General features: G+C 39.3%; 11 protein-coding genes. 6 read left to right on the top strand and 5 right to left on the bottom strand.

Translation table 11 applies throughout. The features are described 5' to 3' along the window. Positions 1 to 48: 48 nt before the first annotated feature. Positions 49 to 1,962: a methyl-accepting chemotaxis protein gene (locus NH454_RS00395; RefSeq protein WP_135924058.1), complete on the bottom strand. Its 1,914-nt coding sequence runs from the start codon at positions 1,960 to 1,962 to the stop codon at positions 49 to 51. 144 nt (positions 1,963 to 2,106) lie between these two features. Then, positions 2,107 to 3,579: a ketol-acid reductoisomerase gene (ilvC, locus tag NH454_RS00390; protein WP_135924059.1), complete on the bottom strand. Its 1,473-nt coding sequence runs from the start codon at positions 3,577 to 3,579 to the stop codon at positions 2,107 to 2,109. Positions 3,580 to 3,725: 146 nt separating this feature from the next. Between ilvC and ilvY the strand changes: the two genes are divergently transcribed. The 6 genes from ilvY (at position 3,726) to NH454_RS00360 (ending at position 9,232) form a co-directional block, all read left to right on the top strand. After that, the gene (gene ilvY / locus NH454_RS00385) at positions 3,726 to 4,628 is read left to right on the top strand and encodes an HTH-type transcriptional activator IlvY (protein ID WP_135924060.1); all 903 of its coding nucleotides are present in this window, start codon (positions 3,726 to 3,728) and stop codon (positions 4,626 to 4,628) included. 199 nt (positions 4,629 to 4,827) lie between these two features. Next, complete coding sequence (locus NH454_RS00380; protein ID WP_135924061.1) at positions 4,828 to 5,877, top strand: GGDEF domain-containing protein; 1,050 nt, start codon at positions 4,828 to 4,830, stop codon at positions 5,875 to 5,877. Between the two features lie 178 nt (positions 5,878 to 6,055). Beyond that, on the top strand, positions 6,056 to 6,889 hold the full coding sequence (locus NH454_RS00375; protein WP_235383496.1) for a MipA/OmpV family protein: 834 nt from the start codon (positions 6,056 to 6,058) through the stop codon (positions 6,887 to 6,889). 1 nt (position 6,890) lies between these two features. Continuing rightward, positions 6,891 to 7,277 (top strand): DUF3019 domain-containing protein, encoded by a 387-nt coding sequence (locus NH454_RS00370; protein WP_135924063.1) that lies wholly within the window; start codon positions 6,891 to 6,893, stop codon positions 7,275 to 7,277. Positions 7,278 to 7,291: 14 nt separating this feature from the next. Next, positions 7,292 to 7,984 carry a response regulator gene (locus NH454_RS00365; protein WP_135924064.1) on the top strand — a complete coding sequence of 231 codons (693 nt, stop codon included), beginning with the start codon at positions 7,292 to 7,294 and terminating at the stop codon, positions 7,982 to 7,984. Positions 7,985 to 7,990: 6 nt separating this feature from the next. Continuing rightward, positions 7,991 to 9,232 carry an ATP-binding protein gene (locus NH454_RS00360; RefSeq protein ID WP_138556979.1) on the top strand — a complete coding sequence of 414 codons (1,242 nt, stop codon included), beginning with the start codon at positions 7,991 to 7,993 and terminating at the stop codon, positions 9,230 to 9,232. A gap of 243 nt (positions 9,233 to 9,475) precedes the next feature. Here NH454_RS00360 and NH454_RS00355 read toward each other — a convergent pair whose 3' ends face one another. The 3 genes from NH454_RS00355 to NH454_RS00345 all read right to left on the bottom strand — a co-directional run bounded on the left by NH454_RS00355 (position 9,476) and on the right by NH454_RS00345 (position 11,963). After that, complete coding sequence (locus NH454_RS00355) at positions 9,476 to 9,691, bottom strand: DUF3820 family protein (protein WP_138556978.1); 216 nt, start codon at positions 9,689 to 9,691, stop codon at positions 9,476 to 9,478. A 135-nt stretch (positions 9,692 to 9,826) separates the two neighbouring features. Further along, complete coding sequence (locus tag NH454_RS00350) at positions 9,827 to 10,108, bottom strand: hypothetical protein (RefSeq protein ID WP_135924067.1); 282 nt, start codon at positions 10,106 to 10,108, stop codon at positions 9,827 to 9,829. A gap of 283 nt (positions 10,109 to 10,391) precedes the next feature. Further along, positions 10,392 to 11,963, bottom strand: coding sequence for a cation:proton antiporter family protein (locus NH454_RS00345; RefSeq protein WP_235383491.1), 1,572 nt, complete (start codon positions 11,961 to 11,963; stop codon positions 10,392 to 10,394). Between the last annotated feature and the right edge of the window lie 90 nt (positions 11,964 to 12,053).

The raw sequence follows: 12,053 nt of genomic DNA, 5'->3' as shown, positions 1-12,053 counted from the left end.
TATAGGCCGTGAATAAAAAAGGGTCAGTGTTATCTGTTACAAAACATGTCAGCGTTTATCAAATGTAGCAACAAGGTCATCTAAGGTTTGTGCGCTACTTGCTAAATCTTTAATCGCTTGCTCTGTATCAATTTGCTCACGCATCACGGTATCGCTGATATCACTAATTTGCTCAATGTTGCGGCCTACATCAGCTACCACGTTACTTTGCTCTTCAGTAGCGGTCGCAATGAGTGTTGCCATATCATTGATTTCATTAGCTGCATCATTAATGGCATTGAGTAATTCTACTGAACTTTGCATTGCTTCAACGCTAACCTGAGCCTGTGATTTCGAGTGATTTATATGATTTACCACTGAGTCAGAGGTACTACTTAGTTCACTGATCATGGTTTGAATTTCAGTTGTTGATTGTGAAGTTCGGTTTGCAAGTGCTCTTACTTCATCTGCCACAACAGCAAAACCACGGCCATGCTCACCAGCTCGTGCGGATTCAATAGCCGCATTAAGAGCCAGTAAATTTGTTTGCTCTGAAATACCTCTGATTGAGTCAACGATACTGGCAATGGCTTGTGTTTTATGTGCCAGCTCATTCACTTGCTCTGTAATATTATCGATATCGGTCGCCAGTTCTATTATCGCTTCTTTACTTTGTGTGACCTGAGTGTGGCTTTGCTTAGTATTATCTTTGCTGCTTTGTGTTAACTTGGCAGTATTTGCAGCACTTGAGGCTATCTCTTGCACGGTTGCGCCCATTTCATTAATAGCAGCAGCAACAGAAATAGTTTGCTCTTTTTGATTATCAAGCGCTTCAGAGTTCTTTTGCGCTTGTTTAAAAACATGAGAGGCACTTTGTCTTATTTCGCTACTTTCTTGTGCAACTTGGCTGATTGCTGTTTCTATCTTAGAAATAAATTGATTGAAACCAGCTGATAAATTAGCAAGTTCAGGCTGCTCTGAGTCAGGTAGTCGGTACGCTAAATTAGCATCACCTGAGCCTAAACGAGTAAACAGTTCAGCCATTTTTGAAAGAGGAGATGACAGTGTGCGTGCTAATAATAAGCCTGCAAAGCTCGCTATAAGTGCAATAACAATAGCAAAGCTTATAATTTGCCATTGTAAAACTTGAATGCTCGAAAATACTTCATGTTTTGGTACCTGAGCGATAACAAATAGATCTGTATTTTTGATTGGACTTGCAGCAACTAAAGTGGCTTCACCATTAAGCTCGATTTCTTGTAGGTTGAAGTCTTGGTTTGTTAAGAGTGTGTTTGTAATACCCGGCGAGTAGATACTATCAAGTTTTGCTTTCGCGACTTTATCAGCATCTTTATGCAGCTGGATTAACCCATTTTTGTCAGCTAAAAATACAAACCCTGTTTCTTCGATTTGGAAGCGCTTTAGCATTGCTTGCATATCGTCAATGCTTTTTGCAAGGCCGGCTAAACCAATGCCATTGGTTTGCTGGTGGTTTACAAACATTTTCACATCAGTTGGTGATTCTTGATAGATACTAATAGAAAACGGCTGTGTTGTGTTAGTAAACGCAAAAAACCAACCATCTTGATCTTTAGTTAAAACTCGCAAGAAACCGTCTTGATTCCAGTATTGTGCCGTTTCACGATTAGCCCAAGAAGCGGTTGCTAAATCGTATTGCTTAACAAGGCGGTTAAGCTCTTTTAGCAGTGTTTTATCATCAGTATTGCCTGAACGCGCCCACTCTAATACAAATTCGTTACTAGAGAGTTGCTCAGCGGCGCTGATCATTTGATTTATATCGTGAGTAATATAATTATCAATTGCTTGTAGCTTGCTAGGTAGCTCAGATTCAATCATTCGTTGTTCGATGATTTGTTTTGCACTGTACAGAGCTGTTGCGCCAATGAGAGCGGCAACAATTAATGCAATTGCACTGCCAAGCAGTGTTATCTTTTTAGTAATGGTGAGTTGATTTAACGCCATGAAAGTGTCTTAGTTTACAACATTTAAGTCAGTAATTTTAGCATACACTTTGCAGATGACGAATCAATGTAGGAACAAAAAAAAAGCCCAAAGCATATTAGCAATTGGGCTTGGTTTCTAACAAGCGAAACTTACTTTCCAGGGTTAAACAATTTTCTTCATTGCTGACATATAACCACGTAGCTTGCTACCTACTACCTCAACTGGGTGCTCACGTAGAGCTTTGTTTACAGCAATCAATGCTTGGTTATCTACTTGATTACTTGTTGTATCTAAGCCTTTACCAATTACATCTGTGTCGATGTTTTTCATAAAGTCTTGTAATAGCGGTAAACACGCATGGTTGTATAGGTAACAGCCGTATTCTGCTGTATCTGAAATTGTTCTGTTCATTTCGAATAGCTTTTTACGCGCAATGGTATTTGCGATAAGCGGCGTTTCGTGTAATGACTCATAGTAAGCTGACTCTGCGATAATACCTGCAGCAGTCATGGTTTCGAACGCAAGCTCTACACCAGCCTTAACCATTGCAACCATTAAAATACCTTGGTCGAAGAACGTTTGTTCGTTGATTTCTTGATCTGTATTTTGTTGCTTTTCAAATGCTGTTTCAGCTGTTTCAGCACGCCATGCAAGTAATTTTGCATCGTCTTCAGCCCAATCAGCCATCATGCCACGAGAAAACTCACCGCTGATGATATCGTCCATATGCTTGTTATAAAGCGGACGCATAATTGTTTTTAGCTCTTCGGCTAGTTCAAACGCTTTTATTTTTGCTGGGTTTGACAGGCGGTCAAGCATGTTAGTGACGCCACCGTATTTAAGAGCTTCGGTGATTACTTCCCAACCGTATTGAATTAATTTAGATGCGTAGCTTGGATCAATGCCTTTTTCGACCATTTTATCAAAACAAAGTAGTGAACCTGTTTGCAGCATACCGCATAAAATTGTTTGCTCGCCCATTAAGTCAGATTTTACTTCTGCAATGAATGATGACTTTAATACACCTGCACGATGACCACCGGTGCCAACAGCGTATGCTTTAGCTTGTGCAAGACCATGACCTTGAGGGTCGTTTTCAGGGTGAACAGCAATAAGAGTCGGTACACCAAAGCCACGCTTGTATTCTTCACGAACCTCAGAGCCAGGGCATTTTGGTGCAACCATGATAACTGTTAAGTCTTCACGAATTTGCATGCCTTCTTCAACGATATTGAAACCGTGTGAATATGCTAGTGTTGCGCCTTGCTTCATTAAAGGCATGATTGCAGTAACAACAGAAGTATGTTGTTTATCTGGTGTTAGGTTTAGTACTACATCTGCTGTTGGAATAAGTTCTTCGTATGTACCAACAGTAAAGCCATTTTCAGTTGCGTTTAAGAATGATTGACGACGCTCGGCAATAGCTGACTCACGTAATGTATAAGAAACATCTAAGCCTGAATCACGTAAGTTCAAACCTTGGTTAAGGCCCTGAGCACCACAACCGACAATAACGAGTTTTTTTCCTTTTAAAGCATCAACGCCTTCAGAGAACTCTGAAGGATCCATAAATTCACACTGCGCTAATTGCGCTAACTGCTCTCTTAAAGGAAGAGTATTAAAATAATTCGCCATTGTTAGTGTCCTATAAAAAACTAATTTGTTAGAAAACAAAGAGCCAATCTGTTGCCCCCTGTGTGAGTTAACAGTATGCAATTTTTTGCCTTGCGTAAAATGATATATTTGAATTAAAGTGTTTCATAAAATGAAATGGTGGGTTTATGGATCACAAACATCTACATTACTTTTTGGCTTTAGCTAAGACGCTACATTTCGCCAGAGCGAGTGAGCTTTGTCATATTAGTGCGCCTACGTTAAGTCGAAATATTAAACAGCTCGAAGAAGAAGTCGGAGTGGTGTTATTTAATCGGGATAACCGCTCTGTAAAATTAACACGAGAAGGTGAGTCTTTTATTGAGTACGCTAATGCGACATTGGCCAGTTGGCATCGTTTTAAAGCAAATGTCCAAGAGCCCCAGCAGCATATTTATGGCAATGTCAGCATATATTGCTCTGTGACTGCATCGTATAGCTTTTTACATCAAATATTAGAACAGCTTCGCATGCAGCACCCTTATATAGAGATCACCTTAAATACCGGCGATCCCGCGTTAGCTATTAACCGAGTATTAGATGGCCATGAAGCAATGGCAATCGCAGCAAAGCCAGCAAAATTACCTGGGCAAGTTGCTTTTACCAGTATTGGTTATTCTCCTTTGGTATTAATTGCACCAAAAATTGTCTGTCCGATCAGCGAAAAGCTTGCAAGTGCTGAGCAAATTGATTGGTCTGCTTTAGAATTTATTGTTGCTGAGCAAGGTTTATCTAGGCAGCGCCTAGAGCAATGGTGGCGAAAAAATAATATTCATGGCCGTATTTATGCTCAGGTGGCAGGGCACGAAGCAATGGTTTCTATGGTGAGCTTAGGTTTAGGTATTGCTATGGTTCCTAAAATCGTTCTAGATAATAGTCCATTAAAAGACAAGGTGCAGATAGTTAGTGATGCAGAGCAAAGTATTGATGGCTTTGAAATAGGTTTAGCTGTGCTAAACAAAGAGCGCCACGATCCTGCTTTAAACGCAATTTGGAGTATTGCACAATCAATGACACAACAGGCAATCTAATATTTTAAGATGATACAATTGAAAAGTAGTTGTTAGTGAGCGGTTTGGCGGATTTTATATTAGTTATTTAGTATTGGTTTAGAAAAAAGTATGTCGTGTTTTATGCTGTTTTTTTATACTTCAAGCGGTTTTTATATTGATTTTTTTTAAGCGATTGCTAACGTGAATCTAAATAATAATATCAGGATTGCAAAGATTTATGACCCTGTCAGCACAAGCCGGACATTCTTTAAGTTTTTCAAGTCACTGTTTAAAACAAGCCATCCCTTTGATGGTTAAGTATAAAATACCTATTACGCCACTCAATTATGCGCTGTGGTATTGCTATGTTAGCGAAAAGAATCACGAGCTCAGTCAAGAATTAGACACTATTATCAATAAATACAATACCTGCAGCACTGAGCAAGCCAATTACTTGTTTAACAAATACCTTTCAAATGATGACATGGCTTTGTTTTATCAACTATCTGATGGATTTAGTGATGTTGTTGGTAAGGTCCATCATGATATTAGCGAGGCACTAACTTATTCTGCAGAGTTTGATTCGGTTTTAAAAGAGTGTCGTGACAAACTTAATGAGGCCGATATAAGCCAAGAGAGTGGCTTTGATGAAGTTCTTTTGTGTGTTGAGCGTTTGAGTGACAAATCTGCTGCCTTACAAAATCGTGCTCAGGACTTTCAAAATCAACTTGCGCATGCTTACTCAGAGATCACTGAGTTAAAACAAGAGCTCATTAAATCTCAAAGTAAGGCTGAAAGAGATCCCCTGACAGGGCTGTTCAATAGAGGCAAGTTTGACGAAGATGTGGTTCAGTTTTGCCAAGCACCTGATATTTCTGGGGTTGCCGTACTTGTTATGGTTGATATTGATCATTTCAAATCATTTAACGACACTTTTGGTCATCAAAAGGGTGATCAAACATTGCGCGCTGTTGCAACTAAATTATTAAAACATGTCTCGAGTGTCGGGCAAGTATACCGCTATGGTGGAGAAGAGTTCTGTTTTACAGCACATTTTGCCACAATCAGTGATATGACCAATTTTACCCAACAGTTACGTCAAGCTATAACTAAGTTACAGATCAAAGACCCTAAATCTGAGACTATCTTAAGACACGTCACTGCAAGCTTTGGTGTTGCGATTAAATCTAAAAATAGTCAACCAGAACAACTTATTGCAATTGCCGATAGGGCTCTTTATTTAGCTAAAGAACATGGCCGAAACCGCGTCGAAATTATCGAAGAGTAACCAGCATAAACAGAGTTTATCGATATTTGTATCAAATTTGTGAATAGTTGTAACCTAGCAAGGACAGTTTGTTCACATCTTGATAGTATGCAGTCATTAGAAAATCTTTTTGGTCGTAACAACAATAATGAAGTCTCAAGCGATCAGGATGTGCGCAGCGATATATGCTTTGACTGTCATGTTAGTTAATCAAGCGTATGCTGATGATTCAACTCGCACTGAACGTGAAAGCCGCAAGGCAAACCAAGAAATAGAAACCAATCAATGGCATATCAGTATTAATACTGGTATTGGTGCTATTACAAATCCATTACACGGTGGCGATAACTTACCCTTAGTTTTGCTCCCTGAAGTTGCCTACTATGCAGATAAGTGGTTTTTTGACAATGGCCGATTAGGTTATTCTTTTTTAGAGAGTAACTCTCATGTGCTTAATGTTGTCACTGAGTTTAACCCCGAAACTCGCTTTTTTATCGATTTTCATCCAAGCAATGTATTTGCGCTAAATTCATCTAGTAGCTTTATAGTCGAGTCAACAAGCAGCAATGAATTAAGCAGTAAAACAGTATCTGTTGATGATATTCGCCATCGACGTTGGGCGCTCGATGCAGGTCTTAGTTATCATTACATTCAAAATAACCACGTCTTTTCTGTGCAAGCACTAATGGATGTTTCTGGTGTTTACAATGGAATGCGAAGTGCGCTGCAATGGCAGTCTCATTATCAAGTAGGTAACCTCAGTGTTGCACCAAGTCTCGGTGTTTGGTACAAATCAGCCGGCCTTAATGATTATTTTTATGGTTTATCGGCTGAAGAGACCTCATATGGGGAAATTGATGTTGGCAGTAGTTGGCAACCTTATGCTAAAATCGACGCTCGTTGGCCATTGAGTGAGGCTAACTCTCTTCGTTTTCATTTAGCATATTATGACTATTCAGCCGTGGATGACAGTCCGCTTTTTGAACACACGTATTCAATGACTGCTTTTATAGGATTCAATCATATTTTTTAATATGAAGTATTTTGTTTTTAGTCTGTGTGTGTTTGCAGTAGTTACTTGGCCGTTCCCAAGCCATGCGCAAGCGACTCAGTTTGATATCTCACCTAAAGTGTGTGTTGTGCTTCAACAGCATGAGTTTTGTGATCTTGATTTAAAAATTAGCTGGCAAATAGCGCAGCCTCAAGATCTGTGTTTATACCAAAATGAGCAGCAGATACAGTGCTGGCAAGGTCTTCGCAAAGGGGTGTTAAACCATAAAGCGCGGGTTCAGGTTGAAACAATATACTCCTTAGTCAATCCGCATACGGGGAGCGAAATTGCAACCGCAAAAGTCGAAGTGCAAAGCACTGAAGCAAAAACAAAGAGACGAAGATTGCGCTCACCGTGGAGCTTTTTTTAATTCAGGAGCAACCAATGGCAAAGATTTTACTTGTTGAAGATGATCTAGGCTTACAGCAGTTAACCAAGGATTACCTTCAGCATAATGGGTTGGATGTTGCGGTCCTTGAACGCGGCGATGAAGTATTCGATTATTTAGAGAATAACCCAGTTGATTTAATGATATTAGATGTCATGTTACCAGGCAAAGATGGTTTTAGTGTCTGCCGTCAAGTACGTGATAAATTTAATCTACCCATTTTAATGCTCACCGCCAAAGGCGAAGATTTTGACCAAGTGATTGGGCTTGAACTTGGTGCTGACGATTATGTTATTAAACCAGCAGAACCACGTGTTTTACTTGCACGCATTAATGCATTATTGCGCCGAGGCCAAGCTTCAAATAAAGCACCTGAAGAGCTCACGTTTGGTGATTTAAGCATTGATAAAACCAGTCGCATTGTTACACTTAAAGGCAACGAAATTACACTTACATCTCATGAGTTTGAGTTACTATGGTTACTCGCTTCAAATGCAGGTGAAGTGTTAAGCCGTGAACATGTACATCAACATATGATTGGTCGTCAGTATGATGGCTTAGACCGTACCGTTGATGTTCGCGTATCTCGGATCCGCAAGAAACTAGGTGATAATAGTGACAAACCATATCGTATCAAAACTGTTTGGGGCCAAGGTTACCTTTTCGTATCTGATGCATGGGACATGTAATCATTAATGGGGAAACTATTTGCTAGCTTATATTTATATATAATAGTTTCTCTGTTTTTAGTTAGTGGGGTCATAGAACAGTTATGGCCCTATGAAGATACACAGCAACATATTGCACTTGATCAAGAATTTGGCAAATCACTTTGGCTTCTCAGTCAAACAGAAGATGGTTTAACAAAACTAAAGCAAGAGTTTAATAGCGAGATAATCAATCGTAGCGATCTTGCCCTTCCTGAAAACCTGAAAACGCAACTCAATGAAAAGCATTACCTCTATGTGTTTAATCATGACCAGCGTGTAGTTTGGTACGTAGCCCTGAATGATGCGCAATTGTTGCATATAGGCCCTTTATCTGTAGCTAACCCTAGCTTTAGTTCCGTTTGGCCTTACTTTTTATTATTAACTGTGATTGGCTTACCTGTTGGGCTATGGAGCTTTTTACTTTGGCGAGACTTTAATAAGTTAACGCTTGCATGTGAAGCTGTGGGTGGGGCACAGGATTTTGAATTACAAGATGCATCTAAATCCTTTTTTCTTCCCATTACCGATACCTTAAATGCGTTGCAAGAACGTATTCAATATCTTTTAGCAGCGCAGCAAGAACTGACTTCGTCTGTTTCTCATGAATTTAGAACACCACTTGCGCGCTTAAAGTTTGCAGTGGCGATGCTAGAGGAACAAATTGAGAATGAGAAATCGTTTATCTATATTGATAATATGCAGGCAGATATTGCTGAGCTTGAAGCCTTGGTTTCTGAAATGCTCGAATATGCACGACTTGACTCTCATCAACCCAGTTTAAAAAGCCATTCTTGTGATTTAACCGCATTAGTTAATAGTGTGGTAAATAAACTTGAGTTTGCTACAGACATTGACATTGCAGTTAATGCGCCGTCACAGCTTTATTATAATTGTGATGAGCACTTTATTGCGCGCTGCATTCAAAATTTACTCGGTAATGCACAAAAATATGCGCATCATAAAATAAATTTGATACTTGAAGAACACCCAGATGCCGTTCAAATAATAGTTGAAGATGATGGCCCAGGTATTGCTCAGTCTGAATGGCAGAGCATCCTAAAGCCCTTTACACGATTAGATAAAAGCCGTGATAAGAAAACAGGGGGTTTTGGCTTGGGGCTTGCGATAGTGGCTAAAATTGTCAGCTGGCATCGAGGACAACTACAGGTGTGTGACTCAACGCTCGGTGGTGCGAAGTTTGTTATTCGATTATTTAAAGATAAGTAAATCTCAAAAACCTTATACCAATCCGCAATGACCGAGAACAACTTAATGACGTAATTGTTATCTTGTTATAAAGGCGGGGTTATTGCCACAACTATGTTTACTTAAGTAACTGGCTATTACTTTGACTAAATGTTACAGATATAAAAAAAGCGCCTGAGGCGCTTTTTAAAGGTTAAAACCAAAAATAAACAAGTAGCAAAGTAATAGACCATACTAATTTATAAAAGTTCTCAAAAAATTTAATTATTTTTCATCTAATAGTGGCATTAGCATTTTTTCAAGACCATTGAGTTTTACTTCGTATATCATCGCAAGTTGTGCCCCTAATTGACCCTCAGGAAATCCCTGCTGTTTAAACCACACTAAATATGGCTCGGGTAGGAGCAGCAATGGTCGACCTGCATACTTGCCAAAGGGCATCTTTGTATTTATGGCACGTTTGAGTAGTGCTGGATCCATCTTATTCTCAGATTTGTATAAAAGGGAGATGATACGGTAAAACAAGGAGAGAAAATAGGCTGTGACGGGCAAGAAACAGCCTATTTAGTGAGGGAGGTAGGCCCTCTGAAAATATTCACTAATTTCTAATAACTATTAGTGAAGTTGATATCGACGTTTTTTTGTAAAACCAAGCTGTTTGAGTTTAAGCAGAATATTAGGGTCATCAATTCTATCGGGTGTGTCGATTTCACGAAGAAAATGATCGCTTGGTACTTGATAAACATCTAGCATCTTGTTGAATAGCACAGCTCTAATATCCGTTGCTGTCATACCATTTTGCTGTAACTCATCAAGCCGCTGTTGTATATCTACAAGTTTCCCGGAACGTGCATCATCCGTGTTTGCTAAAAACTCACTGGTAAACTTATCTTTCATTTAAATAACCTCAATCCATTTAACTACAGTGTATCAAAAAGGCGCAAAACCACAGTGAAGTTAAACGTTTTTGTGTTAAAAATAGATACTTAGCTTAGTACCTTGAGATTGATTCTACTCTTTTTTTAGTAGAGATTGCTATTGTTGATGTAAAGCTTTGTAAATAGCGTTGACCTAGTAAGGGGACGAGGGTTTAAAGGTAAGAAAATAGACTTGGCAACTAACTGAATATAGTGAAATAATTCTCGGTTCCATTTAGAGGAACCGAGAATTATTTTTTACATTATGAAAAAAGTTTCTGTTTTACATGCTCCGCAAAGCCACTACCGGCCTCTAAATAGAAGTTGTAAGTAGAGTCAACCCCCATATCTTCTAATTCTTTTTGTTGGTCAGGGTAATTTGCTATCGCCGTTACTTGACCTTGATAACCTGAAGCCCGAAGTTGCTCCAAGGCAAAAATATTTTGCATATGCTTAGGCATTGCCAACATAACCATACCAACATGTGAATGGTTTACTCGTTGCCAAAAATCAGGGTCAGTTGCGTCGGCAAGTAATACTCGACGACCACGTTGAATATGTTTCTCTACCACATCGGGTTTTATATCGATACCAGCAACAAGGTTTGGATGAGTTTGACTAATTGTTTCATAAGCACCGGTTCCAATCCGACCCATACCAAATATCACAATCTTAGTATCGTTAAGGTTAACTGGCAGCTCTTCTGCAAGCCGAGTATCACTTTCAAATTTAAGTAACCAGCGCTCAATTTTAACGTAGATTTCATTCGAACGTTTGTTAAGGGGGGATGCCAAAATAAAGGTGATCGAAACAGCAATTGCCATTACTGCAAGCCATTCTGAAGTGATCATATTGCTTGATGCTGCAACGGCACAAACAATAAGCCCAAACTCACTGTAGTTTGCAAGGCTAAAAGCACTTAACAAAGAAGTACGTGCGCGCAGTTTGAATGCATTAGTTAATACATAATACAGCGCCACTTTTATCGGTAATACGAAAACTAATACCAGCGCAACAAGTACTGCGTGGCTAGTTAGCTCTGCATTCAAACCAATATTTAAGAAAAAACCAACGAGTAATATATCTTTTAGATTAAGAAGAGACTTTGATAATTCACCCGCTTTTTTATGTGCAGCGAACATCATGCCTATTATCAATGCACCTAAATCACCTTTTAAGCCTGCAAATTCAAAAGCGTGATAGCCAATAACAAGGGCAAAGAAAAAGCCAAATAAAGGTAATAACTCACCGTGCTTTGATCGGTTTAATACCCAAAACATAACTGGGCGTAACAGAGGTAAAGCAACTAATAGCGCCAGCGCCCAAATGTTCGGCGCTTTTCCTGTACTAATAGCCAAGAAGATCACCGCGAAGATGTCTTGCATAACCAGAATACCGATGGAGATTTTACCGTGCAGACTGGCCATCTCGCCGCGCTCTTCAAGTACCTTCACAGCAAACACTGTACTTGAGAAACTAAAAGCAAAGCCCACTAACAATGCGCTTTGCCATGTAAGCTCGCTGAATAAAGGCAGTGCAATTGCGCCAAGCAGCAGCATAAAAGCACTGAACAGTGTGCTACTAATTACAATATGTAATGAAGCAGGGGCCCACACCTGAGTCTTGATTAAATTAGCCACTTTTAGTTTAAGGCCAATACTAAATAGCAGCAGGGTAACACCTAAGTTTGCAAGGGTATTGAGTAATTCTGTTGTTTTATAGCCATATAAATTAAGCGCGAAGCCTGCTAACAAAAAGCCAATAAGAGGAGGAAGCTTTAACTGGTAAACAGCAAAGCCACAGACAAACGCAGTAGCAAAGTAGATTAATTCCATAATTATTCTTGTAACTTCATTTGTTAGCAGTGTAGCGAAATATTTCTTATTGGAAAACAATATCGAAGCAGAAGAGTTTAAAAAATAAAC

This window comes from Pseudoalteromonas sp. Ps84H-4, from assembly GCF_024124645.1.
Taxonomy (GTDB): Bacteria; Pseudomonadota; Gammaproteobacteria; order Enterobacterales; family Alteromonadaceae; genus Pseudoalteromonas; species Pseudoalteromonas lipolytica_C.
This window is presented reverse-complemented; position numbering and strand designations above follow the sequence as displayed.